This is a genomic window from Bacillus sp. EB106-06-01-XG163 (genome assembly GCF_058791615.1).
On the sequence record NZ_JBYTDS010000006.1, the window covers coordinates 21,328 to 47,111 of the forward strand.

Annotated in this window: 27 protein-coding genes and 2 pseudogenes; 9 read left to right on the forward strand and 20 right to left on the reverse strand. The window is 46.9% G+C overall.

Annotated elements, in window-relative coordinates:
- Nucleotides 1–111: 111 nt before the first annotated feature.
- The 4 genes and pseudogenes from AC3WTF_RS08875 to AC3WTF_RS08890 form a co-directional block, all read right to left on the reverse strand.
- Nucleotides 112–1,065 carry a methyl-accepting chemotaxis protein gene (locus AC3WTF_RS08875; RefSeq protein WP_425341706.1) on the reverse strand — a complete coding sequence of 318 codons (954 nt, stop codon included), beginning with the start codon at nt 1,063–1,065 and terminating at the stop codon, nt 112–114.
- Nucleotides 1,060–2,100: pseudogene (locus AC3WTF_RS08880) on the reverse strand (HAMP domain-containing protein); the annotation flags it as partial. The pseudogene AC3WTF_RS08880 and the gene AC3WTF_RS08875, both read right to left, overlap by 6 nt.
- Nucleotides 2,101–2,284: 184 nt before the next feature.
- Nucleotides 2,285–3,235, reverse strand: coding sequence for a methyl-accepting chemotaxis protein (locus AC3WTF_RS08885; protein WP_372584024.1), 951 nt, complete (start codon nt 3,233–3,235; stop codon nt 2,285–2,287).
- A pseudogene (locus AC3WTF_RS08890) lies at nt 3,230–4,270 on the reverse strand (cache domain-containing protein); the annotation flags it as partial. The pseudogene AC3WTF_RS08890 and the gene AC3WTF_RS08885, both read right to left, overlap by 6 nt.
- Before the next feature lie 141 nt (nt 4,271–4,411).
- Between AC3WTF_RS08890 and AC3WTF_RS08895 the strand changes: the two are divergent.
- Nucleotides 4,412–5,149, forward strand: coding sequence for a protein-glutamine gamma-glutamyltransferase (locus AC3WTF_RS08895; protein ID WP_020956257.1), 738 nt, complete (start codon nt 4,412–4,414; stop codon nt 5,147–5,149).
- A gap of 17 nt (nt 5,150–5,166) precedes the next feature.
- Here the strand turns inward: AC3WTF_RS08895 and AC3WTF_RS08900 are convergent, their stop codons facing one another.
- The 7 genes from AC3WTF_RS08900 to AC3WTF_RS08930 form a co-directional block, all read right to left on the reverse strand.
- Nucleotides 5,167–5,418, reverse strand: a complete 252-nt coding sequence (locus tag AC3WTF_RS08900; RefSeq protein WP_007408636.1) for a protein YuzH — start codon at nt 5,416–5,418, stop codon at nt 5,167–5,169.
- A gap of 25 nt (nt 5,419–5,443) precedes the next feature.
- The gene (locus AC3WTF_RS08905) at nt 5,444–6,475 is read right to left on the reverse strand and encodes an NAD(P)H-dependent flavin oxidoreductase (RefSeq protein WP_492314237.1); all 1,032 of its coding nucleotides are present in this window, start codon (nt 6,473–6,475) and stop codon (nt 5,444–5,446) included.
- The gene (locus AC3WTF_RS08910) at nt 6,468–6,890 is read right to left on the reverse strand and encodes a secondary thiamine-phosphate synthase enzyme YjbQ (protein WP_015418083.1); all 423 of its coding nucleotides are present in this window, start codon (nt 6,888–6,890) and stop codon (nt 6,468–6,470) included. Before AC3WTF_RS08910 ends, AC3WTF_RS08905 begins: the two co-directional genes overlap by 8 nt.
- Nucleotides 6,891–7,011: 121 nt before the next feature.
- Complete coding sequence (locus tag AC3WTF_RS08915; protein WP_007408639.1) at nt 7,012–8,670, reverse strand: glycoside hydrolase family 13 protein; 1,659 nt, start codon at nt 8,668–8,670, stop codon at nt 7,012–7,014.
- 89 nt (nt 8,671–8,759) lie between these two features.
- Nucleotides 8,760–10,049, reverse strand: coding sequence for a hemolysin family protein (locus AC3WTF_RS08920; RefSeq protein WP_003152126.1), 1,290 nt, complete (start codon nt 10,047–10,049; stop codon nt 8,760–8,762).
- 42 nt (nt 10,050–10,091) lie between these two features.
- Nucleotides 10,092–10,769 (reverse strand): zinc metallopeptidase, encoded by a 678-nt coding sequence (locus tag AC3WTF_RS08925; protein WP_003152125.1) that lies wholly within the window; start codon nt 10,767–10,769, stop codon nt 10,092–10,094.
- 46 nt (nt 10,770–10,815) lie between these two features.
- Nucleotides 10,816–11,079 (reverse strand): YuzI family membrane protein, encoded by a 264-nt coding sequence (locus AC3WTF_RS08930; protein ID WP_015418085.1) that lies wholly within the window; start codon nt 11,077–11,079, stop codon nt 10,816–10,818.
- Nucleotides 11,080–11,211: 132 nt separating this feature from the next.
- Between AC3WTF_RS08930 and AC3WTF_RS08935 the strand changes: the two genes are divergently transcribed.
- Both AC3WTF_RS08935 and AC3WTF_RS08940 read left to right on the forward strand, forming a co-directional pair.
- A complete protein-coding gene (locus tag AC3WTF_RS08935) occupies nt 11,212–11,466 on the forward strand; it encodes a protein mistic (RefSeq protein WP_007408643.1) in 255 nt (84 codons plus the stop codon).
- On the forward strand, nt 11,463–12,449 hold the full coding sequence (locus AC3WTF_RS08940) for a potassium channel family protein (protein ID WP_007408644.1): 987 nt from the start codon (nt 11,463–11,465) through the stop codon (nt 12,447–12,449). The genes AC3WTF_RS08935 and AC3WTF_RS08940 overlap by 4 nt, the downstream gene beginning before the upstream one ends.
- On the opposite strand, the gene AC3WTF_RS08945 is transcribed toward AC3WTF_RS08940, so the two are convergent.
- The 3 genes from AC3WTF_RS08945 to AC3WTF_RS08955 form a co-directional block, all read right to left on the reverse strand.
- Entirely contained in the window at nt 12,446–12,850 is a 405-nt protein-coding gene (locus AC3WTF_RS08945; protein ID WP_012118292.1) for a YugN-like family protein, read from the reverse strand. The genes AC3WTF_RS08940 and AC3WTF_RS08945 overlap by 4 nt on opposite strands.
- 22 nt (nt 12,851–12,872) lie before the next feature.
- Nucleotides 12,873–13,226 (reverse strand): hypothetical protein, encoded by a 354-nt coding sequence (locus AC3WTF_RS08950; RefSeq protein ID WP_007408646.1) that lies wholly within the window; start codon nt 13,224–13,226, stop codon nt 12,873–12,875.
- Nucleotides 13,227–13,291: 65 nt separating this feature from the next.
- A complete protein-coding gene (locus tag AC3WTF_RS08955) occupies nt 13,292–14,644 on the reverse strand; it encodes a glucose-6-phosphate isomerase (protein WP_007408647.1) in 1,353 nt (450 codons plus the stop codon).
- A 396-nt stretch (nt 14,645–15,040) separates the two neighbouring features.
- Here AC3WTF_RS08955 and AC3WTF_RS08960 point away from each other — a divergent pair, with 396 nt between their 5' ends.
- Both AC3WTF_RS08960 and ycaC read left to right on the forward strand, forming a co-directional pair.
- On the forward strand, nt 15,041–15,607 hold the full coding sequence (locus tag AC3WTF_RS08960) for an NADPH-dependent FMN reductase (protein WP_022537146.1): 567 nt from the start codon (nt 15,041–15,043) through the stop codon (nt 15,605–15,607).
- A 124-nt stretch (nt 15,608–15,731) separates the two neighbouring features.
- The gene (ycaC, locus tag AC3WTF_RS08965; protein WP_014418745.1) at nt 15,732–16,376 is read left to right on the forward strand and encodes an isochorismate family cysteine hydrolase YcaC; all 645 of its coding nucleotides are present in this window, start codon (nt 15,732–15,734) and stop codon (nt 16,374–16,376) included.
- Between the two features lie 284 nt (nt 16,377–16,660).
- Here the strand turns inward: ycaC and AC3WTF_RS08970 are convergent, their stop codons facing one another.
- Nucleotides 16,661–17,833 carry an iron-containing alcohol dehydrogenase gene (locus AC3WTF_RS08970; RefSeq protein WP_007408651.1) on the reverse strand — a complete coding sequence of 391 codons (1,173 nt, stop codon included), beginning with the start codon at nt 17,831–17,833 and terminating at the stop codon, nt 16,661–16,663.
- Between the two features lie 86 nt (nt 17,834–17,919).
- Nucleotides 17,920–19,083 (reverse strand): iron-containing alcohol dehydrogenase, encoded by a 1,164-nt coding sequence (locus AC3WTF_RS08975; RefSeq protein ID WP_012118296.1) that lies wholly within the window; start codon nt 19,081–19,083, stop codon nt 17,920–17,922.
- Between the two features lie 231 nt (nt 19,084–19,314).
- Between AC3WTF_RS08975 and AC3WTF_RS08980 the strand changes: the two genes are divergently transcribed.
- The gene (locus AC3WTF_RS08980) at nt 19,315–19,551 is read left to right on the forward strand and encodes a DUF378 domain-containing protein (RefSeq protein WP_003152104.1); all 237 of its coding nucleotides are present in this window, start codon (nt 19,315–19,317) and stop codon (nt 19,549–19,551) included.
- 47 nt (nt 19,552–19,598) lie between these two features.
- On the opposite strand, the gene yugI is transcribed toward AC3WTF_RS08980, so the two are convergent.
- From yugI to AC3WTF_RS08995, 3 genes are all read right to left on the reverse strand, one after another.
- Nucleotides 19,599–19,991, reverse strand: coding sequence for a S1 domain-containing post-transcriptional regulator GSP13 (gene yugI / locus AC3WTF_RS08985; RefSeq protein WP_007408653.1), 393 nt, complete (start codon nt 19,989–19,991; stop codon nt 19,599–19,601).
- A 196-nt stretch (nt 19,992–20,187) separates the two neighbouring features.
- On the reverse strand, nt 20,188–21,357 hold the full coding sequence (locus AC3WTF_RS08990) for an aminotransferase (protein WP_003152100.1): 1,170 nt from the start codon (nt 21,355–21,357) through the stop codon (nt 20,188–20,190).
- Entirely contained in the window at nt 21,358–21,858 is a 501-nt protein-coding gene (locus tag AC3WTF_RS08995) for an Lrp/AsnC family transcriptional regulator (RefSeq protein ID WP_003152098.1), read from the reverse strand.
- A gap of 152 nt (nt 21,859–22,010) precedes the next feature.
- On the opposite strand from AC3WTF_RS08995, the gene AC3WTF_RS09000 reads away from it, so the two are divergent.
- Nucleotides 22,011–22,832, forward strand: coding sequence for an alpha/beta fold hydrolase (locus tag AC3WTF_RS09000; protein WP_119001904.1), 822 nt, complete (start codon nt 22,011–22,013; stop codon nt 22,830–22,832).
- Nucleotides 22,833–22,856: 24 nt separating this feature from the next.
- Here AC3WTF_RS09000 and AC3WTF_RS09005 read toward each other — a convergent pair whose 3' ends face one another.
- A complete protein-coding gene (locus AC3WTF_RS09005) occupies nt 22,857–23,117 on the reverse strand; it encodes a DUF1871 family protein (RefSeq protein WP_003152094.1) in 261 nt (86 codons plus the stop codon).
- A gap of 86 nt (nt 23,118–23,203) precedes the next feature.
- Here AC3WTF_RS09005 and AC3WTF_RS09010 point away from each other — a divergent pair, with 86 nt between their 5' ends.
- Nucleotides 23,204–24,367, forward strand: a complete 1,164-nt coding sequence (locus AC3WTF_RS09010; protein ID WP_020956262.1) for a MalY/PatB family protein — start codon at nt 23,204–23,206, stop codon at nt 24,365–24,367.
- Nucleotides 24,368–24,489: 122 nt separating this feature from the next.
- Nucleotides 24,490–25,773 (forward strand): ATP-binding protein, encoded by a 1,284-nt coding sequence (locus tag AC3WTF_RS09015; protein WP_020956263.1) that lies wholly within the window; start codon nt 24,490–24,492, stop codon nt 25,771–25,773.
- Nucleotides 25,774–25,784 lie beyond the last annotated feature (11 nt).

Sequence of the window (25,784 nt, forward strand, 5' to 3'; positions counted from 1 at the left end):
TGCGTGTTTACCCTTCATATCGGCAATTATGGGTAATTATACACATCCAAAAAGAAGAAATATAACGAAACATACTTTTTACCTATCTTAAAATTAGTCTTTTAGACTTAATTAAGAGTTTATCTTAAAACGCTTTGTCAGTTCGCGTAATTCTTCCGCCATTTTTTCCAGCGTGACGGCGGAGGAACTGATCTCCTCCATGGACGCAAGCTGCTCTTCAGCTGAAGCCGCGATGTCCTGAATGCCGGCCGCGCTTTGTCTGGAGACGGCCGCGATATCCTCTGAAGCGTTTGATACTTCCTGAGACCCGGCAGAAAGCTGTTCCACGGTTGCATTCATATTTTGCAGTTCACCGGCAATCTGATTTGTTTTAACGGAAATGTCCCGGAAGCTTTTTTCCGTTTCGTCCGTTAACTGAAGTCCGCTTTTCACCTCGTGATTGACGGATTCCAGCATTCCGAGCGAAGTATGAATTTCTTTGACGATTTCATGAATTAAGGATTCGATTTCTTTCGCTGAATCGGCGGATTGTACGGCAAGCTTTCTCACTTCTTCGGCAACGACTGAAAAACCGCGTCCGTATTCTCCCGCTCTTGCCGCTTCAATGGCTGCATTTAAAGCAAGGAGATTCGTTTGATCGGCAATGCCGTTAATGACGCGCAAAATGCTGGTGATGTCCTGCGATTTGAGTTCAAGCCCTTGTACGACTTGCTCCGCTTTACTTACGGATTGGTCAATGGCGCCCATCTGGCCGGCTGTTTTCTTGACAAGCCGCTCACCGGCGCCGGATATCTCCGCCGATTCAATTGACGTTTCCGTCACCACGGCTGCCGCTTCCGCCAGATCGCTGAGCCCGTCTTTCATCTCATTCACTTGGGCTGTCGCTTTATCAATACTCTCACTTTGGTCTTCCGTTCCATTAGAAAACTGTTCAATCGCAAGGGTGATATGTTCCGTTGCTTTGCTCGTCTGCTCAGCCGAAGCCGTCAGCTCCTCTGAGGAAGAAGCGACATGTTCAACAGAGTCCTGAATTCCCTGAATAAGCGAACGGAGTGAATCTGTCATATGATTAAAACTTTTACCGAGCACGCCCAGCTCATCTTGAGAGCTGACATCAATGGTTTCCGTCAGATCTCCGCTGCTGATTTTTTCCGCTGAAGCTACGAGACGTTTTAACGGTTTGGTAATTGAGCGGATGACAAAATAAATGAAAATCATCCCTGCGGCAATGGCTATCGCCAATATGATAACGGCCAGAGTCAGAACCGGTCTTGCCGCATCCTTGATTTCATCCACGGACATGGTTCCGCTGATCTTCCAGCCCGTCGCTTCATTGGTCACGTACGCCATTTTTTTCGCTTTCCCGTTCAGCGTATATTCAAAGTCGCCTTTTTGCCCGCTGAATAATGTATCAACCCATTTTCCCGATACCGCCGAGCCGGCTTTTTCATCACTGTAGGCAACGGCTTTTTTATTTTTGCTGAGGATAAAGGCATATCCTTCTTTTCCGATGTTCACTTCTTTTGTCATCGTGATGAGATCGTCGATTTTTATATCAATGGCGACGACGCCTGATCCGTCTTGCGCCGCGCGGGCCATGGTGACGACCATCTTTTTGTTTGAGATGGACTCATAAGGGTCTGTGATGATGGTTTGGCCTTTATTCTCCATGGCTTCCTGATACCAACTTCTTTCAAGCGGATTGAAATCGGCCGGCATATCGGCATGCGGATAACGGGTAAACGTTCCTTCCTTGCTGCTTGAAAATACGGCGGATGCTTTATCATTGCTTTCAATAAACTGCTTGAACCTTTCTTGCATTTCCGTTTGGTTTTTTTCTTTAAATTTAGCGCTTGTCGCCCATTCGCTGAAATATGCTGAGCTTTTTGTAAACATTCCGATCCGGTCATCAATCATATTGTTTAAGATTTGCACATTTCCTTCGGCGCTTTCCATCATTTGCTTTTCAACGGATGAAGCCGCCGAACGGTAGGCGCCGGCAGCCAATACTGCTACCGGAATGATTAAGATCAGTAAAAATGAAATGATCAGTTTTTTGGCTATTGATTTTCTGGCGATTTTTTTTGCTGTTTTTTTCAATTTTGTAAACCTCTTTCAATCATTTACTGTTTATATCGGCCGACTCCCTTTTTATTACATTGAAAATTAAGTCATAAATGAAAAATAGTTCTATATACTCCCTTTGTATGCAAGACTTTTTATTCAATTATCCGGCTGTCACTATAAAAAAGGACGCCTTCCATCCGGAAAGCGTCCTTTTTTACTAGTTGATTTTAAATTGTTTCGTTAATTCCCGCAGTTCTTCGGCCATTTGCGCCAAAGTATCGGCGGATGTGCTGATTTCTTCCATTGATGCAAGCTGTTCTTCTGCGGATGCGGCAATATCCTGAATGCTTGCTGCGCTTTCCCTAGATACGTCCGCAATATCCGTCACTGCGGCTGAAACGTGCTGGGAGCTGTCTGACAGCTGTTCAACCGTGCCGTTCATCGATTGAAGCTTCTCGGCGATATCGTTTGTCATGCCGAAGATATTCTGGAAGCTTTCTTTCGTGCGGTCCGTCACGGCAAGTCCTGATTGAACTTCTTCATTAACGGATGTGAACATGTGAAGTGATGTATTAATCTCAGCCGTGATTTCCTGAATGAGTTTTTCAATCTCTTTGGCAGAACCGGCGGATTGGACGGCAAGCTTGCGCACTTCTTCGGCTACCACTGAGAAGCCCCGCCCGTATTCACCGGCTCTTGCCGCTTCAATGGCTGCATTTAACGCAAGCAGGTTTGTCTGATCGGCAATGCCATTGATGACTCTTAAAATATGAGTGATGTCTTTTGATTTGGCCTCAAGGCCTTTTACAACCGATTCCGCCTGCTGGACCGATTGATTGATGAGATTCATCTGCCCGACGGTTTGCTGCACATATTCTTCCCCGGTGCCGGCAGCTTCCTTCGATTGTTTAGATGCTTCCGTAATGGATGATGATGTGCGGGAAACGGCGGCGAGTCCGTCATTTATATGATTCAGCTTTGCTGAGCTTGAATCGACTTTTTCGCTTTGCTCTTCGTTTCCGTTTGAAAACTGCTCAATGGCCATTGTAATATGTTCCGTCGCTTTGCTTGTCTGCGAAGCTGAAGCGGTCAGCTCCTCCGATGACGCGGCCACGTTGTCGACAGAGTTTTGAATCGCGCTGATCAGTCCGCGCAGAGATTCTCCCATTTCATTAAAGCTCGCGCCGAGTTCGCCCAATTCATCTTTCGAGCGGATATCAATGGTTTCAGTCAAGTCTCCGCCGCTGATTTGTTTAGAAGAGCGGACAAGCCGTTTCAGCGGTGACGTAATGGATCTGACAATCAACAGAATTAAAATTCCCCCGATGATAATGGATGCTGCAAGGACGATCATCCCCATCGTCAGCACCGGTTGTGAGGCGTCTTTAATTTCGTTGAGCTCCATGCTCCCCTCTATTTTCCATCCGGTCAGTTTATTTGTCGTAAACGCCATTTTTTTATTTTGATCATCGAGCTTGTATGAAATAATGCCGCTGTCTTTGCTGTATACCTCATTCAGCCACGGGGTTGAAACTTTGTCGCCCGGTTTGTGGTCTTTATGCGCGACATAGGTTTTATTTTTGGATGTGATAAACACGAATCCTTTTTGCCCGATTTTGATTCCCTGCATCTGCTTCAGCAGCTGGTCAATCGTAATATCCATGGCCACTACGCCTGTTCCGTCCTGCATCTGCTTTGCCACGGTAACGACCATGCTGCCGTCGCTTGCCGCGGTGTAAGGGTCGGTGACAACGAGCGTGCCGCCGGCCTTCACAGCGTCTTTATACCAAGTGCGTGTTCTCGGATCGTAATCGGCCGGAGTATTCTCCTTCGGCGCCTGTGCGTAGCTGCCGTCTTCCGTTCCTCCGTAAATGCGGGCTACGTCCTTATGAATAGACGTGTATTGCCCGAACTTTTCTTCAAGAGCAGACATGTTTTTCTTTGAGAAGGATGACCCTTTTAACGTTTCACTGAAAAATTCAATCGCCTTTGCTTTTGCGCCGATATCATTTGTAATGGTTGTGTTAAAAGATTCGATGTTATTTTTCGCGTTGCCTGAAATCTGATCATCCAGCGAATTGCTGGCCGTATGGTATGAACTGAATTCTAACACGAGAATCGGTATGATTAAGATCACGATAAATGAAATGATTAATTTACGTGAAATCGATGCCTTTGTGCACCAATTGATGAATTTTTTCATATTAAGCTGCTCCCTCAAGTGTGATACCTTATATATCGGCTCAGTCTTCACATTTTGTTAACATTTCCTCCTTTTTTATGACTTGATTTTCATTGCCCAAGCTTCCTGCATATCTTATAAAAAAAGATAGGGGGCGCGCAGATGATTATCATATCCGGCCAAGTGCTTCGGCCTCAGGACATCGCGAACTGGCAGACGGAAAAAAGCCTTGTTCCGTATATAAATGAACTGCTCAATTCTCCCGTACAATTCGATTACGGGTCGATTGCTGAACTGATGTTCGAGGTGCGGCTGCGCCGCCATATTGTGGAAGCCGCAAGAGAACTGCACGGATCAGGTGTGAAATTTGCAACTTTCGCCAAAACATACGGAAATACGGCTTATTGGAGAGTGACGCCGGAAGGAGCCTTGGAGCTGAAGTACAGAATCCCCGCTTCAAAAGCGATTCGGGACATTATTGAAAACGGGGCGTTTTACGCATTTGAATGCGCTACCGCCATTGTTGTGATTTATTATCTGGCCGTCTTAAAGACAATCGGTGAAGAACGGTTTAACCGGCGTTTCCGGGATATCACTTTGTATGACTGGCACTATGAGCATCTGCCGATCTACACGGAAACCGGCAGCCACTTTTTACGGGGAGATTGTTTATATTTTAAAAATCCTGATTTTAATCCTGCAAAGGCTCAGTGGCGGGGAGAGAATGTCATTGTGATGGGGAATGATCAATATTTCGCCCACGGTCTCGGGATTCTGACCGCTGAACAAATCATCCAGAGATTGAATTCTTTAAGAAAAAAAAATGCCGTGCAGCCGGCTTATCTGCTTAACCAGGCAACAAGGCTTGATGCACCCGCGCTTTATCAGATCATGCATTAAAACAATCCCATCGTCTGTCATTGTGACGATGGGATGCGGAATGCTTTTCTTTTCCGGTAAAAAGCCGTCGTGCCGAGCGCTTGGTTTGCAGCCCATTCAAACTTCTCTAAATCATGTCGGGTGACGGCTCTGTCCCGTCGGCTCCATTTAATGGCGCGGACAAAGTAATACCCTTTAATCGGCGCCATGGTGACTTTAGAATGCGGAAAATCTTCAAAGACAAACTCAATAGTCCCTCTTTTTTTATAGGACATTTGAAGAATCTTCATCATCCATCACCTCACGATTTCTGGATTATGATTCGCACAATTCTTCCAAAACGGTTTTCACGTCTGTCGGCCCTTCAAGTTTCGCGGCGGACTGGCCGGCCCATAAAGACATATACTCCGCGTCTCCTGATTGAGCCGCGTGCCCGCGCATCGGCTTTGTCAGCGTATTATGCAGCGGATAAGGCAGCGTATTTCCCTCGTCAGCCTCATATGTTTTCATGAACTGATTCACGATTCCCCGCGCCTGTTTTCCCGAAAACAGGGTGGTCAGCCGCGTGTCGGCTCCTTTTGAATCGGCAATGGCTTTTTGATATCCCGGTGAGGCGCTGCTTTCTTCACAAAGGAGAAACGGTGTTCCTACTTGAACGCCGTCCGCACCCAAACAGCGGGCGGCCTGCACGCCGCGGCGGTCAAAAATGCCGCCTGCCGCAATCACCGGGATATTCAGCGCGTCTTTAGCCTGCGGAATCAGCGCCATAAGGCCGAGAGCCGGTTCTCCTTTAACCGGCAGAAACGACCCGCGATGCCCGCCGGCTTCTATTCCCTGAAGAATAACGGCGTCCATCCCCCGTTCTTCAAAGACCTTCGCTTCCTCCGGCGTTGTCGCCGTGCCGAAAAGGAAACATCCGCTTTTCTTCAGCTTTTCCGCCGTTTCTTCCGGCGGCAGGCCGAAGGTGAATGAACACGCTTTGACTCCGTAACGGATCAGAAGCTCCGCTTTTTCCTCGAAATCATTCCATTCTTCTTTCAGATCAGAGAACGGCTTGGCGTCTTTTGCCCTCGGGATGCGGGCTTTCCATTTTTCAACCAGTTCCGCCTCAGGCATCTGCCTTTCTTCCGGAACGAAAAGATTTACTTGAAAGGAGCGGTTCGTCAGCTCTTTCATCTCGATAAGCTGTTTTTCAAGGGCTTGCGGGCTGATGTATCCTGAAGCGAGGCTTCCGAGCGCCCCTTCATTCGATACCGCCGAAGCCAGACGCGGCGTGACCAGCCCGCCGGCCATCGGCGCTTGAATGACGGGCTTTGTTAATGATAATGCACTCATCCACTCACTCATTTGTGTTTTCCTCCGATTCAGCCTGTATTTTGATATAACATGTTCTGTTTCGCGGACCGTCAAATTCGCAAAAATAAACGCCCTGCCATGTTCCGAGTATCAGGCGCCCGTCTTCTATGATGACATGCTGGGAGGCGCCGGTTGTACTCGCTTTCATATGCGCCGCCGTATTTCCCTCCATATGCCGGTCCAGTTCGTGCTCCCACGGATACATTTCATCAAACCTTCTGAGCATATCCCTCTTCACATCCGGATCGGCATTTTCATTTATGGTAATGCCGGCGGTTGTATGGGGACAGTATATGAGCGCCAAGCCGTTTTTCACGCCTGTTTTGCGGAGAAACGCTTCAGCTTCATGTGTGATGTCGATCATTTCATCCCGTCTGTTTGTTTGAATCTGCAATTTTTTCAGCATATAGATGCCTCCTTTCTTTTTCTCTTCCTTTCCCATATTCGTTTCTGTATTTGTCTTTTCCTGTCGGATCGCGATGATAAACGCAGATCACAAAAAACTTCAGCCTCGGGACTGAAGTTTTTCACCATATATATACGCGGGCCTCATAAGGCTTTAAAAGAAAGGATGTCACATGCCGATGCGGTGGTGTTTCCATGCTTGCGAGCACGAGCGTATCGGAGTCAAGCGGATAACCGGGATGCTTGTATAAAGCGGGGGTTTTAGACAGATTTGTGATGATCAGGGCGGTTTTTGTTCCGTTTTTTCTTAGATAGGCATAAATCTGCCGGTCATTCGGAAGCAGCAATTCATATGTGCCGCTGATCAATACGCTGTGTTCTTTTCTGAGGGCGAGCAGCCGTCTGTAGAAATGGTATACGGATGTTTCATCCTGCATTTGTGATGCAGCATTCAGCCATGTGTGGTTCGGATTCACTCCGAGCCACGGAGAAGCATCAGAAAACCCGCCGTTCGCCTCACCGCTCCATTGCATCGGTGTCCGTGAATTATCCCGGCCCTTCTTCCAGATGATCTTCATCACTTTTTCATGCGGAACGCCGCGGGACGTCTCTTTTTCATACAGATATTTCATTGCGGCGTCATCATAATCTTCAATGGATGGAAACGAAACATTGGTCATCCCGAGCTCCTGCCCCTGGTAAATAAACGGCGTGCCTTTCATCAGCATATACATCGCGGCGAGTGCCTTGGCGCTTTCTGTCAAAAACCGTTCGTCACCCCATACCGAGACGGAACGGGGCTGATCGTGGTTCTCCATAAATAACGCGTTCCAGCCCTTTCCTTCAAGACTGTTCTGCCAGCCGGACAAGACGCGCTTAAGCGCCGGAATGGAGATGCTTTGATCATCTTCCGTATCCCAGAGGCCGAGATGTTCAAATTGAAAAATCATTTGAAAGACGCCGTTTTCTTCACCGGCCCAATCAGCCGCCTCCCAAGCCGCCACTCCGTTCGCCTCGCCGACCGTCATGATCGGATAGCGCGAAAATGTTTCCCGTTTCAGCTCTCTTAAGAGATCCATTATGCCTTCCCCATTCATATGATACGGGAAAGACGGGACGTACGGGAGACCGTCCGGATTCGGCATGTCAGGGAGCCCTTCTTTTTTCTTAATGTGAGAAATGGCATCCACCCGGAAGCCGTCTATGCCTTTATCAAGCCACCAGCGGACCATCTCATAAACGGACTGCCTCATCGCTTCGTTTTCCCAATTTAAATCAGGCTGTTTTTTGTCAAACAGGTGCAGGTAATACTGGCCGGTCTCTTGATCATATTCCCACGCTGATCCGCCGAAAATGCTTTCCCAATTGTTCGGCTCTTTGCCGTTTTTTCCGTCTCTCCAGATGTACCAGTCCCGTTTTTCGGAATCTTTCGCTGAGCGTGATTCGATAAACCAAGGGTGCTCATCGCTTGTATGGTTGATGACGAGGTCTATAATCAGCTTCATGCCGAGCGCATGGACATCCGCAAGGAGCCGGTCAAAATCCTCCATCGTCCCGAATTCGCCGGCAATTTGTTTATAATTCCGAATATCGTAGCCGTTGTCCGCGCCCGGCGAGTCAAAAACGGGACAAAGCCAGATCACATCCGCCCCCAACTCTTTTATGTAATGAAGCTTTGCTCTGATGCCGTTCATGTCGCCGATTCCGTCCCCGTTCGAATCCATAAAGCTTCGGGGATAAATTTGATAGACGGCCGCCGTTTTCCACCAATCCGTTTTCATACCGACACTCCTTTCTTTACATCATATGAAGGAGCGGGACGAAGAAGCATTTTTTCCATAAAAAAAGCCTCATTGCAAAAGCGGGAGGCTCAGAAATCAGTTTTTTTAATTTCAACGAAGCGGATATGATGGTCTTCCGCTTCCAGCACCTTAAATTCACACCCTTCGGCATGAAACACATCACCATTTTTCAGCTCCATTTTTTGTGTTAAGAGCCAGCCGGCAATCGTGTCAATGTCTTCATTTTCGATGGCGATATCAAGGAGATCATTCACCTCTTCTATGAGCGCCTTGCCGTCCATCACATAGTGGTGTTCGCCTTTTTTGACAATGTGGGGCATTTCATCCTGGTCATATTCATCACGGATTTCCCCGACGATTTCCTCCAATATGTCTTCGACGGTCACAAGTCCCGCCGTGCCGCCGTATTCGTCAACGAGAATCGCCATATGAATCCGCTCCTTCTGCATGCGGATCAAAAGCTCCTGAACGGGGATGCTTTCAATGACTCTGATGACCGGACGCATAATTTCTTTTAATTCAATGGAGCGGCCGAGAAAATACGCCTTAAATAAATCCTTATTGTTAATAATGCCGAGAATGTGATCTTTGTCTTCCTTAATAACCGGATATCGCGTATACCGTTCGTTGATGATCAAATGTATGGCTTCATCAACTGACTGTTCAAGCGAGATGACGGCGATTTCGGTGCGCGGCACCATGATTTCTCTGGCGACCCGGTTATCGAATTCAAATATTTTATTGACGTAACGGAATTCAGATTGATTGATTTGACCTTTTTTATAGCTTTCAGACAAAATCAGCCGCAATTCTTCTTCACTGACCACGACCTCATGTTCTTTCACCGAATGAAAACCGAACAGCTTGACCAAAAATCCGGCTGAACCGTTTAACAGCTTAATAAACGGATACATCACTTTATAAAACAGAATGAGCGGTTTCGCCGTCCACAGACTGACGGCTTCGGCTTTTTGAATGGATATCGTTTTCGGCGCAAGCTCTCCGATAACAACGTGCAGATACGTGACGGCGATAAACGCCGCAATAAACGTGACGACGTGCGTAATGGATGACGGCATTCCGATCAGGCTGAAAACAGGATGAAGAAGCCGCTGAATCGTCGGTTCACCGAGCCAGCCGAGTCCGAGCGCCGTAATCGTAATGCCGAGCTGGCACGCTGATAAATATTCATCGAGATTTGAAATCACCCTGTGCGCCGCGAGCGCCCGGCTGTCTCCGGTTTCAACCAGCTCCGCAATTTTTGAACCGCGGATTTTGACAATCGCAAATTCCGCAGCGACAAAGATGGCCGTTAATCCGATTAACAGCATAATGAGAATCAGTTTTAATATAAGCAAAAAAACCCCTACCGCAAACGGTAAGGGGCCACCTCCTTCGTGTTAATTCTCATCACGACCATTTAAGAAAATCATCACAAAACGAAGCAGCTCGAATAATGAAACGAGCGCCGCAGCCACATACGTCAGCGCGGCGGCGTTCAGCACTTTATTCACGCCGTGTTCTTCACTGTTGCGAATGAATCCTTCCGACACGATAATCCGCTTCGCCCTCGCGCTGGCATTAAACTCGACAGGCAGTGTGACAAGCTGGAAAAAAACAGCGGCCGAAAACAAAATAATGCCGAGTCCGATTAAGTTCAAGCTGCCCAGGAGCATCCCGCCCAAGAAAAGCAGAGGGGCAACCCCGGAGGCAAAATTGACGACCGGAAAAATTTTGTGCCTCAGCACAAGCGCGCCGTATGATTCCTGATGCTGCAAAGCATGTCCGACTTCATGGGAAGCGACGGAAATGGCGGAAATGGAGCGGCCGTAATATACCGGCTCAGATAAACGCACCACCCGCTCCGTCGGGTCGTAATGGTCTGTTAAAGTGCCTCTTACCGGTTCTACCGGCACATCATATAAACCGTTAATATCAAGAATCCGTCTTGCCGTTTCCGCCCCCGTCCGCTGACTGGAAGCTTCTACGTCTGAGTATTTCTGAAAATTGCTTTTCACTTTAAATTGTGCCCAAAACGACAATCCCAATGCAGCAATTGTTAAAAAGATAAACAGCATATTATCCTCTTCCTTTTTCTCTTATATCGTACGATTTGCTTATATATTATTTTAATGATTGTCCGCTTTCCTGTACAGAAATCCGCTTCTTTTTTCTGACAGGAATCAAACCTCCGAGCATGATGAGGATACACCCGGCCAATCCGATGTAAAACGGAAACGTGCCTGCGGTCTCTTTTGCAAAAACAAGCCATGAAAATCCGCCGGACATATGATTGTATCCATTCAAATCGAAAATAAGCAATACGGCCGCCGAAGCGAGCAGCTGCGCTCCGGCCAGCGCCGCCAGCAGTTTTTGAATGACTGTCATTTGACTCACCCTTTTTCGGTCCGCTTTCTTTATCATATGAAAAAATGAGGGTGAATATGTTTTCGGCGATTTTTGAAAGACATCAAACGAACTGGGACATACTGTATAAAAAAAGATACAGGTGTGATCGACATGAAAGTGACAAATGGCGAGAAAGAACAGCTGAGCAATGCGATAGACAGAATGAACGAGGGGCTTGACGCCTTTATCCAGCTCTATAATGAATCGGAAAACGACGAACCTCTCATTCAGTTTGAAGATGAGACGGCCGATTTAATCAGACATGCGCGTGACTCATACGGCCAGCAACAGCTGAACGAAAAACTAAACACCATTATTAAGCAGATTTTATCCATCTCTCTGTCGAAAGAAGAGCCGGGCGAATGAAATCAAACCGTTTATTTATTTCCTGGCTGAGATGGCCGTTATATGTTCGGATCGGACTGATCATTATCGCCTTGATTTTATTGTTCGGCCAACTCATTTACATGCTTGAGCCGAAGCAATTCACGTCTGTGTTTGAAGGGGTTTGGTGGGCGGTTATTACGGTGGCCACAGTCGGCTACGGCGATTACGTGCCCCAGACGCCGCTCGGGCAGATTGCCGGCATGGTGCTTGTATTAAGCGGAGCGAGTTTTGTGACCGCCTATTTCGCCACGCTTTCTTCAGCCGTGTTCAGCAAACAGCATCGCTATGTCGAAGGGAAGGTCGCCTTTAAAGGCAAGGGACACGTCATTCTTATCGGATGGAATGAGAAGTCGCATATGCTGCTGAAAGAACTGCAGCACATCGCGCCGTCAAAAACTGTCGTCCTGATTGATGATTCATTAAGGGAAGGGCCGCTTATTGAAAACGTCCATTTCATCCGCGGACATGCCGCTGATGACAGTACGCTCAATAAGGCGAATATTACGGAAGCCGATACCGTCATTTTGACAGCAGACCAGCAGAAAAATGAATCCGAAGCTGATATGCTGTCGGTATTAACGCTTCTCGCCATCAAAGGGCTGCATCCGTCCGTTTATTGTATCGTGGAAATTTTAACGGAACGGTATGTCAAAAACGCCGAGCGCGCAGGAGCCAATAAGATTCTGTGCACATCACGCCTGTCGAGCCGGGTGATGTTTGAGCATTACCGGGTCAAGCTGCAGCTTGCCAAACCGCAAACGCTGTCAGATCTGACGCTGGAGAAAAAGGTGCGCATCATTCCCGTCCCCGAGGAATTAAAGGGTTCATCTTATCATGACTGTGCGCTCTATTATCTCAAACGGAATACCACGATCATCGGCATACAAAAAGAAGAGGGGCCGATGCTGACCCCTCCCCTGTCATACCAGGTGCTCGATACTGATCTGTTTTTGGCTCTTTAATGCAGCAGGACGTCTTCCAGCTCTTTCACAAGCGAGATGCCGATATCTGTATATGAGCGGTCAATTGCTGCATCCCGCCGTTTCGGCTCGGAGAATTGGTTGAATAATGACTCAAAAACACCGCCGCCTGCGTGATCATCCGTTTCCTCCTGATAGACGTGCCTCAGCAAAAAGGGGGTGCCGATTGTAACGGCGGCCCCCCGTTCATCCAGGTGTCCCTTATTTGCTTCAACAGGGATGCGGAGAAATAAATAGCCGTCCTGATCGGAAATTTTGTAATCAAAGAACCCGCGGTCATACTCCCAGCCGCCTCCGATGGTATAACCGATCGGTTTCAGCACCTGTTCCAGTTCGCGGAGTAAAAACGATTGCCCTTCAAGTGAAGATGGAATGCTGATCATGTGCATATGCTCCTTTTTGTCTTTAGCGTCCCCGCTCTGCGGCATCTTCATACGGCGCCCGGGAAGAATCGGGAGCGGCAGACAGACGCTGGAAAGAGGTAACGGCGCATTCAATCAGAACATACGTCACAATTGCGGAGAGAACGGCTTCCGTTGACATATAGAAAACGGCGGCATAGAGACAGCACTTCGTGATCAGCGACTGCATCCGGCCAATCTTCAGTTTCAGCCGGACCATGTCCGTAAACAAGCCGAGAGGGAAAGCGAAAAACAGGATGGTTTGTAAGAGGGATTCAGGAGACAGTTTTAGTGCCGAATAGACAATAGCGGCGGAACAGACGGAAATGACGGCATGCTTACATAAGAGTCGTATCATTCATCATCACACCTTTCACGGTTTAAAAAAGGCTGACCCGTCATGCTGAGGGCCAGCCTTTCTTTTTATTTTTCAAGGCGTTTTTCAAGCTCTGCTTTTTTCTCTTCAAAGCCCGGTTTGCCGAGAAGCGCGAACATATTCACCTTATAGGCTTCAACACCCGGCTGATCAAACGGGTTGACTCCGAGCAGATAACCGCTCATCGCCACCGCTTTTTCAAAGAAATAGACGAGATATCCAAATGTATATGCATTAAGCTCCGGAATATTGACAATTAAGTTCGGCACTTTTCCGTCTGTATGGGCAAGCATCGTGCCTTCGAACGCTTTTTTGTTGACGAAATCGACCGTTTTGCCGGCTAAGTAATTTAAGCCGTCGAGATCATTTTCCGCTTCTTCAATTGTCAGCTCATGCTTCGGTTTTTCAACGTTTAATACAGTTTCAAACAGATCGCGTCTGCCTTCCTGCACGTATTGACCGAGAGAGTGAAGGTCTGTTGAGAAGTTAGCAGAAGAAGGATAGATGCCTTTTTCATCTTTTCCTTCACTTTCGCCGAAGAGCTGCTTCCACCATTCCGCAAAGTATTGCAGCGCAGGCTCATAGTTGATAAGCATTTCAATGGTTCTGCCTTTATTATACAGAACGTTGCGGACGACGGCGTATTGGTAAGCCGCGTTCTCTTCTAATTCCGAGCTGGAAAAGTCTTTGCTTGCATCAAGAGCGCCTTTCATCATTTCATCGATATCAGCCCCGCTTACCGCAATCGGCAGAAGACCTACCGCAGTCAGAACGGAGAAACGTCCGCCGACATCATCAGGAATAACGAATGATTCGAAGCCTTCTTCATTAGAAAGCGTTTTTAAAGCGCCGCGCTCTTTATCTGTCGTCGCGTAAATCCGCGCTTTCGCTTCTTCTTTTCCGTATTTTTCTTCAAGAAGTTTGCGGAAAATCCGGAAAGCGATTGCAGGTTCCGTCGTCGTGCCTGATTTAGAAATGACATTGATAGAGAAATCAGCGTCTTCCAAAAGATCCATAACATCTTTCATATAAGTTGAGCTGATATTGTTGCCGATAAAGATAACTTGAGGGTTTTTGCGCTTGTCTTTCGGCAGAACGTTATAGAAAGAATGATTGAGCGCTTCAATCGCCGCGCGGGCGCCTAAGTATGAACCGCCGATACCCACGACGAGAAGCACGTCTGAATCTGATTTGATTTTTTCAGCGCTTTTTTTAATGCGCGCGAATTCTTCTTTATCGTAGTTTTCAGGGAGGTCCACCCATCCTAAAAAGTCGCTTCCGGCGCCTGTTTTTTCATGGATATTATGGTGTGCCGTTTTTACGAAATCACGTGCGTATGTAAGTTCATGTTCATTGAAAAAAGGTAACGCTCTTGAGTAATCAAAGCGTACATGCGTCATTTGCTTGTCCCTCCATCACGGTGAATTGTTTTCTCTTTCACTTTATATGAACTCACCCGCTAAATCAAGTCATGAAGAAGGCATGATGAATATGGATTTGCGCTAAAAATGCATTCATTTTTTATACAATATCCCGGATTCGATATGGTTATATTTGTAATAATCATGAGAGGGATAACGAATCGAATGTTGGTGATCCAGGAACGTATCACCTTTACTTTGGAGCAGGATGACATCCATCGCCAATCCCGATGGGCCGGTTCTTTTTATATAGTACTCCTCTTGAGAGGCTGCCACGAAGGAATATTAAGGCATAAATGTACAATTTTAAAAATAGTGTCTATATTTGGAGTATCGTGTTAAGATGAAAGTGATTTTAAACCGGGAGGTGATTTTATGACTAAAACCATTGGTCTTATTTGTGGAAGTTTACGAAAAAACTCGTATAATCGAGCAATTGCTCAATCATTGATTGACTTCGATAATGCGGCTCAATTTCGTTGGGTTGAAATAGACAGTCTTCCTTTTTTTAACGAAGATTTAGAAATTGCCGGAGCACCAGACTCCGTAACATCCTTTAGAGCTGATATACAAGACGTTGACGGCGTCATCATTGTAAGTCCAGAGTACAATTCCGGAATTCCGGGGGTATTAAAAAATGCATTGGACTGGGCATCGAGACCGCGGACCTCTTCTGTTTTAAACAGAAAACCGGTTGGCTTAATCGGAGCAACCCCCGGAGGGTTCGGTACTGCCTTTGGTCAAACGCAAATGAGGGAAGTACTCGAAGCTATGCAAGTCAATGTTTTGCCCTTTCAAAAAATGCTGATTTCGCAAGTCCATGAGAAAATTGATTCCGCTCAAAACATACTTACGGATGAACAAACAAAACGTTATCTTCAACGCTATTTACAACAGTTTATCCATTGGATTGATCATGCTCCGGTTCCCGTTCCAAATTAATTGAAGGATCATCCCCCTCACGAAAAGTCACCTCAGAAATAACTTTCTTTCTATACAGCATATGAATAGATTTACCGTTTTCAATTGACAAACTTACTTGCCTTAATTCAAGGAGGATGATAAAATGTCTGATCTTTATTCCCGTCTTTCAAAAGATGATGCTGCCGTGCTTTTAGTTGACCATCAAACCGGCCTTATTTCCGGTCTCGTGCGTGACTATGGTGTTGATGAATTTAAAAACAATGTATTGGCTCTCGGTGATACGGCTAAATTCTTTGATTTACCGGTTATTTTAACAACGAGTTTTGAAAATGGACCCAACGGACCGCTCATGCAAGAACTCGTTGATCTCTTTCCCGATGCGCCAAAAATAGCCCGTCCCGGACAAATTAATGCATGGGACAATGAAGACTTTGTTAAAGCCATTGAGGCGACTGGCAAAAAACAGCTGATTATCGCGGGGGTGGTAACAGACGTCTGCGTTGCTTTTCCTGCGCTTTCTGCCATTAAAGCAGGCTACGAAGTGTTTGTTGTGACAGATGCTTCGGGGACGTTTAATAAGCAAGTAGCAGATGCATCATTAACGCGTATGGCTCATGGCGGCGCGCAGCTTATGAACTGGTTCAGCGTAGCATGCGAGTTACAGCGTGATTGGCGCAACGATGTTGAAGGTTTTGGCGCATTAATCTCCAGTCATCTTCCCGGTTATCAAAACTTAATGGGAAGCTATATGGGGGCGCAGCGGGATCTTAGTACACAAAATGCATAAAAGGAGCGCTGATTGAATCAGCGCCCCTTTTTTAAATTCGCGGCTCTTCATGATTTAGATTTTGTGTAAATAGATGATCGGCAATCGCAAAGTTAATTGATCCTTTTCTGCTAAATGTACAGAAACAGGGAGTCAAATCCATCCGCATCATGTGAGATTTCCATAGTTGTCTCATGGCAAGGGGTGTTTCACTTGCTCTTGATGCACTAATGAAGGGACTCCCAAAACGGTTACATCTGCAGCTTGAAAATCTATTTCATCTTCACCCCGGCCGGAAATGTATCTTACAGTGACGCCTTTAAGATAGCAAGTACGTCATCTTTGTTCAGTTTTTGGAAATTGCCGAATCCGCCGTATTCCATTTCTTTTGCGGCGATGTCTGCGATCAGCTCAAGTTTGTCTTCACCGATGTCATAATCCGCAAGGCGGGACGGTGCGCCGAGGCTTGTCCAGAACGCGGACAATTTATCGATCCCTTCAAGCGCAATTTCTTTATCCGTTTTGCCTTCAGTATCAATGTCAAACATGTTGAGCATCAGGTTTTTAAAACGGTCTACATTTGTATCCAGCGTGTATCTCATCCAGTTCGGGAACAGAATCGCAAGTCCTCCCGCGTGAGGGATGTCATAAACCGCTGATACGGCGTGCTCCATCGTATGGGAAGCCCAATCGCCGAAATAGCCCATTTGCAGCGTGCCGTTTAATGCGATCGTACCCGCGTATAAAATCGTTTCACGGTGCTTATAGTTCTCAAGGTCTTCCAAAAGTTTCGGCGCTGTTTCAATTACCGTCTGAAGGACCGCAAAACACATTCTGTCCTGAAGCGGCGTGTTTTCAACATTGTGGAAGTATTGTTCAAATACGTGGCTCATCATATCCACCATGCCGTATACGGTTTGGTTTTCCGGAACGCTGAAAGTATTCTCAGGATCTAAAATGGAGAAACGCGGATGAGTGACATTGCTGCCCCATACGAATTTTTCGTTTGTTTCCCAATTTGTGATAACGGAATCAGGGTTCATTTCAGAGCCTGTCGCCGCAAGCGTCAGCACCGTGCCGAACGGGAGCGCGTCCTGCGCCGTTACTTTTTTGCTGTAAATGTCCCATGCGTCGCCGTCATATTTCGCACCGGCCGCAATCGCTTTTGTACAGTCGATGACACTTCCGCCGCCGACTGCGAGAAGGAAATCAATCTCATGCTTTCTGCACAGCTCAATTCCTTTATTTACCGTTTCCAGACGCGGGTTCGGTTCAACGCCCGCAAGCTCATGAACGGTTGCGCCTTCTTCTTTTAAGATGCCTGTTACTTGGTCATACAGGCCGTTTCGCTTAATGCTGCCGCCTCCGTATACAAGCAGCACGTTTTTCCCGTATTGCTTCAGCTCTTTTTTCAATTGGTCGATTTGACCTTTTCCGAAAATCAGTTTCGTCGGATTGTAGTACGTAAAGTTCTCCATTTATCATGACCTCCAAAAAAATCGTAAGGGAATTACTATAACACAGAAAAAAAGGAGCTGCCAATCCGGCCGCCCCCTTTATGTTATTACAATGATGCTTTCAGTATCGCAAGCACGTCTTCTTTCTGCAGTGACTTGAACTGTCCGAATGCTCCGTTTGCCATCGCTTTATCTGCAATCGTATCCAGCTTCTCATCAGAAATATCATAATCAGCGAGTCTGTTCGGAGCGCCCAGGCTCGTCCAGAAATCAGACAGCCTGCTGATTCCTTCAAGTGCGATCTCTTCATCTGATTTGCCTGTCTCGTCAATATCGAAGACACGGACGGCAAGCTGTTTAAAGCGGGCCGGATTTTCTTTGAGCACATGTCTCATCCAGTTCGGGAACAGAATCGCTAAACCTCCGGCGTGCGGTATATCGTAAACCGCTGATACCGCATGCTCGATGTTGTGTGTGGCCCAATCCCCTCTTGCGCCCATTGACAGCATTCCGTTTAATGCGATCGTGCCTGTATATAAAATCGTCTCACGAAGCTCGTAGTTCTCCAGATCATTGATCAGCTTCGGCGCTGTTTCAATCACCGTGCGCAGAAGCGATTCACACATCCGGTCCTGATACGGCGTGTTTGGCGTGTGGTGGAAATATTGTTCAAACACATGGCTCATCATATCGACCATGCCGTAAATGGTGTGGTCTTTCGGAACGGTAAATGTGTTTACCGGATCGAGAATAGAGAATTTAGGGTAAACGAGCGGGCTCCCCCATCCATATTTCTCTTGTGTCTCCCAGTTTGTGATGACTGATCCGGAGTTCATCTCTGAACCGGTTGCCGCAAGTGTCAGCACTGTTCCGAAAGGCAGCGCTTCTTTCGGCTGGTGTTTTTTCGTGACGATATCCCACGCGTCGCCGTCATATTTAGCGCCCGCCGCGATGGCTTTCGTGCAGTCAATGACACTTCCGCCGCCGACGGCCAATAAGAAATCGATGCTGTTTTCTTTACAGAGCGCAACACCTTTGTTCACCGTTGAGACACGCGGATTCGGCTCTACGCCTGCCAATTCATGTACGGTAACTCCCGCTTTTTTCAGCAGTTCGGTTACTTGATCATAAAGACCGCTGCGCTTAATGCTGCCTCCTCCGTATACGAGCAGCACGTTTTTTCCGTACGGTTTGATTTCTTCAGGAAGTTTTTCAACCTCTCCCTTTCCGAAAATCAACTTGGTCGGATTCCAATATGTAAAGTTTTGCATGACATCTCCTCCTTTGGATTTATATTATGCAGAAAGATGACGTTCAATGTAAAGCAATCCGCTTTTTTGACGGCGCATCACATGGTTTACAGACATCGAATTCCCGGGAAAGGCACTTGTACAGCCTGAGACAGTGTGTGATTTTACACGGCGGAGAATGTAGTATGCATAGATTCTTTGCTTTGTCACAATCTATAACTGTTTCACGAATTCATAGAGGAGGTTGTTTACATGAGTGTTATTCAGCGTATCTGTCTCGTATTAACGATTATCGGCGCTATTAACTGGGGACTGATCGGGTTTTTCCAATTTGATTTAGTAGCAGCCATCTTCGGCGGCCAAGGATCAGCTCTGTCGCGGATTATTTACGGCCTTGTCGGCATCGCCGGTCTGATCAATCTCGGCCTGCTGTTTAAGCCGAACGAAGAAACATCCCGCGAGGAAGCGGCAAATCCGGAAGTCAGATAAACATAAAAAAAGCACCGAACATACATATCCGGTGCTTTTTTTAATGATTATTTTTTGATAAGGTCTTTGCGGTTGGACTGTTCGATCCACTCTTCAAGCTTATCTTTCAATGTGTTGAAACCTTGCGGAGCAGATGTTTCTTCAGAAGCTTGAGCCGCTTTCGGTTTTCTTGGTTTGCTTTCTTTTCTTTCAGGCGCCGCTTGAGTCGCACGGATAGAAAGGCTGATTTTGCCTTTTTCTTCGTCAACCGCAAGTACTTTTACTTGTACTTCGTCACCGATAGAAAGGTGTTCGTTAATGTCTTTTACGAAACCGTGAGTGACTTCAGAAATGTGAACAAGTCCTTGAGTTTCTTCATCTAATGCAACAAACGCACCATACGCTTGTAATCCTGTTACTTTACCAGTGTAAACACTGCCCACTTCAAATTTTGCTGCCATTCATAACAACTCCTAAGTTAAATTAAATACAGATTATACGCAATTTAAAATTATATCATACAAGTTTGTTTTTCGCAAAGAGAACTTTTTTACATCATCATGTTTAAGCACAGATAAAGGAGGGTATACTATGATTACGAAGGCTTTCTAGTATTCCCCCCTTTTATTTGGATGCGAACCGGGTTCGTATCTTTTTTTATGCCCTTTTTTCAACAAACCGTTTGATTCTGACGAGCGCTTCCTGAATCTGCTCAATGGATGTCGCATAGGAACATCTGATGTAGCCTTCGCCGCTCGGGCCGAATACATTCCCCGGAACGACGGCTACTTTTTCTTCAATGAGCAGCTGTTCCGCGAATTCTTCTGAACTCATGCCGGTCGACTGAATGGAAGGAAAGGCGTAAAATGCTCCGCCGGGGTGGTGGCAGCCGAGTCCGATTTCGTTCAATGTCTCCACAATCAGGTTTCGGCGTCTCCGATAGCTTTTCTTCATTCTTTCGACGTCTTCCTGGCCGTTTTTCAGCCCTTCGAGCGCCGCATACTGAGCCATGGAAGGCGCGCACATCATCGCGTGCTGATGAATTTTGAGCATGGCATCCCTGATCACGGGAGGCGCCGCCGTAAATCCGAGTCTCCACCCCGTCATGGCAAATGCTTTGGAGAAGCCGGAAATAAGAATCGTGCGTTCCTTCATGCCGCGGATGGCCCCCATGCTCGTGAATGGCTCATCATACGTCAGCTCGGCATAAATTTCATCAGCAAGCACGATCAAGTCGTGTTTTTCAGCGAAAGCAGCGATGGATTCAAGCTCTTCTTTCGAATAGACGGAACCTGTCGGATTTGACGGCGAGCATAGAAGCAGCGCTTTTGTTTTGTCCGTCAGGGCCGCTTCAAAATCGGCTGCTGATGCTTTGAAACCTTTTGCAGCGACAGTCTGAATCGGCACCGGCTTCGCCCCCGTCAGGGTCACGAGTGATTCATAAGCGACAAAACACGGTTCGGGAATTAACATTTCCTCTCCAGGATTCATAATGGCGCGGACAGCGAGATCAAGCGCCTGGCTTGCCCCTACAGTAACGATCAGTTCACTGTCAGGCGAATAACTCAGGCCGAACCGCTGATCTAAGTAGCGGCTGATTTCTTCTCTCAGTTCATAAAGACCCGCATTTGCCGTATAAGCCGTATAACCCTGTTCTAAAGAAAGAATACTCGCTTCCCTCACGTTCCAGGCCGTCACAAAGTCAGGCTCTCCCACTCCCAGTGAAATGACGCCTTCCATCGTGGCGGCCAGATCAAAGAATTTGCGGATGCCTGACGGTTTAATCTGCTGCACGTAGTCAGATAAATAAGAAGTCTTCGTTTCCATTTACGGAGACACCACGATTCTTTTGTCATCGTCTCCGCTTTCAAAGACTTTGCCGTCATGCTTATATTTTTTCAGGATGAAGTGCGTTGTCGTGGAAACGACAGACTCAAGGGTGGACAATTTTTCAGACACGAAGCTTGCCACGTCTGACATCGTGTTGCCGCGAATAACGACAGATAAGTCATACACCCCTGACATCAGGTACACTGATTCAACTTCCTGGAATCTGTATATCCGCTCAGCGACTTCATCAAAGCCGACATTTCGTTTCGGAGTGACTTTTACGTCAATCATCGCCGTGACGCCTTCCAAACCGTCGACTTTGCGCCAGTCGATCATCGCCGCATAATCAATGATGACTTTTTCCTTTTCAAGCTTTTCAATGATGCTTTTGACTTCTTCAGCGGGAATGTTTGCCATTTTCGCAATCGTTTCCGCATCAACGCGGCTGTTTTCGTCTAAAATTTCTAATATTTCTGTTTCTTTTTCGGTCAGCTTCATACGTTTCACACCTTTGCATTATCAAAAATCTTCATGACATTATATCACGATTTTCGACAAATGCTAAGAAAAACCCGAAAGAAACCAGAGCTAAAATCTGACAATCAAAAAAGCCTTTACATTACAACAAAGAAAGGACGGCGAAGGCTCTCATGGAAGCTGTTTCACCGATTAAACGGGCCGCGATAGACGGAGTTGAGCTGTATTACGAGCATTATGAAAATCCCGGCAGACAGACACTCGTCTGCGTACACGGTTTTTTATCTTCGGCATTCAGCTTCAGAAAACTGATCCCGCTGCTCAGAAACCATTATGATATTATCGCCGTTGACCTGCCTCCTTTCGGGCAATCGGAAAAGTCACGGACATTCGTATATACTTACGCAAACCTCGCCAAGCTTCTGATCGGACTTCTCGAAAAGCTCGGTATCAGCCGGGCCGCACTCATCGGCCATTCAATGGGCGGCCAGATTTCCTTATCCGCGTCTCTTCTCAGACCCGAGCTTTTTTCTAAAATCGTCCTGCTGTGCAGCTCGGGGTATTTAAAGCGCTCGCACCCGTCGATTATATTCGGGACGCATCTCCCTTGTTTTGACCTGTATCTTAAGTATTGGCTTTCAAAAGACGGCGTGCTGAACAACCTGTTAAATGTCGTTCACGACCGGACGCTTATCGATCAGGAAATGATTGACGGTTACGAAAAACCATTTACAGACCGCCAGATTTTCAAAGCGATGACAAGGTTTATCAGACACAGGGAGGGCGATTTAGAGCCCGAGGATTTGAAGAAAGTGCAAAACCCCGCTCTTTTAATCTGGGGAGAAGAAGACCGTGTCGTTCCGTTCTCAGTCGGAAAACGGCTTCATGACGACCTGCCGGATTCCATTCTGTATTCACTCAAGGATACGGGGCACCTCGTACCTGAAGAGCGCCCGGAGTTTGTTTCGGAGCGGATTTTTGAATTTATTCAATAAAAAAACCGGCGAAACCGCCGGTTTTTAAGGGGTGCAGGAGCTGCTTTCTTTTATGAACAGAAGCTGCTCAGCGGCCTTTTGGCAGCCTTCGATCGGAAGCTTTTGCTCAAATGAAGCTTCAAAGATATCCTGAATGGCTGCTGCCAGCTTGTCGGCACGGTCTTCACTGTAGACGGCCTGAACGATGTCGACGGCTTCTGTCTCATAAAAATCTTCTCCATATTTAAACGGGTCCCACTTGGCAATGATTTTCATCATTTCCATGACCGCTTGGCTTTCTTCCATTTTCATCACCGCTTATAATAAAGTTTGCAATTCTATTTTATCATAGATACGCTGTGCAAAATAATGATACTACAGGAGTGACATACATGAACTTTGATCTTCGAGAAAACCGTCTTGGCACACAATCGGTGAAATGGGACAAGGCGGAAGCGTTATTCGGCGTATCGGATGCGCTTCCGATGTGGGTTGCCGATATGGATTTCCGCGCTCCCGAAGCGGTCACTGACGCCTTAAAAGCCCGCCTTGACCACGGCATATTCGGTTACACGTCTCCTGACGAAAACACAAGAGAAGCCGTCGCTTCATGGCTTGAGACGCGGCACGGCTACCGGCCCGATCCCGCAAACATCGCGTTCAGTCCCGGTGTTGTCACGGCAATCAGCATGGCCGTACAAGCCTTTACCGAACCGGGCGATCCGGTGTTGATTCAATCACCGGTGTATACGCCTTTTTATCAGATGATCAAGGAAAACAAACGGCAGGTTTTACATAACCCGTTACGGGAAGAAAGCGGCGTCTACTGTATGGATTTTGAGGATCTTGAGAAAAAGCTGAACGATTCTGAGGTCAAGCTGATGATTCTTTGTAATCCCCACAATCCGTCCGGCAGAGCGTGGAGCCGGGATGAGCTTATGAAGCTCGGATCGCTGTGCGCCGCCCATAACGTTACCGTCGTTTCTGACGAGATACATTCCGACTTGATGCTGTACGGAAAGCCGCATACGCCTTTCGCTTCTCTGTCTGAGGAGTTTGCGCGGATTTCCGTTACTTGTGTCGCGCCGAGCAAGACGTTTAATATTGCCGGGATTCAGGCATCCGCCATTATCATTCCCGATCGGTATAAGCGGGCGAAATTCTCCGCCGCATTGCATCAGAACGGAATTTCCAGCCTTAACACATTTGCGGTTGCAGCAATTGAAGCGGCTTATACAAAGGGAGGCCCTTGGCTTGACGCGCTGATTCCTTACATTGAAGGGAATATGAAATTGACTGAGGACTTTTTAAGAAAAGAATTGCCGAAAGTCCGCATGATGAAGCCTGACGCTTCCTATTTGATCTGGATGGATTTCAGCGAATACGGATTTTCGGATGCCGAGCTCAAAGAAAGAATGCTCAAAAAAGGGAAAATCATATTAGAGCCGGGAACAAAATACGGACCGGGCGGCGAAGGATTTATGAGACTTAATGTCGGCTGTTCAGCCGCCGCCGTAAAAGAAGGGCTTGAGAGAATGAAAGCAGCGTTCGCTTAGCAGCGGAAAGAACGCCTTTATCAGATGAGATAAGGGCGTTCGCTTTAGAGAAATATATACTTTTTTTTCCGGTAAAGATGTTATAATAGATTCATATTTACATAGGAAAGGATTTCGCATAAATGGAGATTGTAAAGGATTACCTGCTTCACTTCTCTTTTATTTTATTCCCTATTTTTCTTTATCAAGTCTTCTGGCTCAGCAAGCCCGATTTGCTTGTGCCGAGAGCGAACCGCCTGCTGGTCGCCGTATTTGCAGCGTCATCTTCCTTATTATGTACGGCTTTTCCCATCCAGGAGCTTCATTCCGTCCGTTACGGTTTGCAGCTGATTCCCATTATCGTCTGCCTGCTTTATTCCGGTACCGCCGCAGGACTTGCCGCAGGGGCGGCATCCGTTTTTTTTCAGCTCATATGGTTTGAACCTTCCGCTCTTTTTTTCTTATCCTTAATTCCTTTTTTAATCATCATCCCTATCCAGCTCCAAACGAAATGGCCTTTTTTTTCAAAGCGGAAGAAACTGCTTTTCGCTCTTCTCATCGGCTGCACTGAAACCGCCTTATTAACCGCATCTGTCTTCATCTATTCCGCGACCAATATTTTCAATTTTCAAAATCTATCTTCCGTTTATTATGAGGCGGCAGTATCTGTTTTTTTTCAAGTCAGCGCCCTTTTGCTGTGCATTTATTTGATTGAGATCATTGATGAGAATGCGTCCATGCGGGCAAGGCTGATTCACTCAGAAAAAATGGCCGTCGTCAGCGAGCTTGCGGCAAGCGTCGCCCATGAAGTCCGCAATCCGCTTACGGTCGTCAGAGGTTTTGTGCAGCTGCTGTTCAGCGGCGAGCAGCTTCAGGACAAATCCCACTCCGGATATCAGAAACTTGTGCTGTCCGAACTCGACCGGGCTCAGACGATCATTACGAATTATCTCGATATGGCGAAGCAGGATGACTATGAAAAAGAAAAGTTTGATATTTCTCTGCTCGTAAAGGAAACAGGTTCCTTAATGGAGTCTTATGCCAATTTTAAATCGGTGACCGTTACGGTTCGAAGCGAGCCTGATTTATATGTGTTCGGCGATGTAAAAAAACTGAAACAGGCCTTCATTAATCTGATTAAAAACAGTATTGAAGCCGTGCCCTCTGAAAACGGCCGAATCGAGGTCTCCGTCCAAAAACAGGAAGAGATAATTCTCATTCAGATTACGGATAACGGAATCGGCATGTCCGATGAAGAACTGCAGAAACTCGGCAAGCCATATTATACGCTGAAAACGAACGGCACCGGGCTCGGGCTTACCGTGACATTCTCGATTATTCAGCATCATGAAGGCTCCGTCTGTTTCACCAGCGGCGAGCACTCGGGCACAACGGCCTCAGTCAGGCTTCCGGCAGCTGTTCACTAGCCAACCGCGTT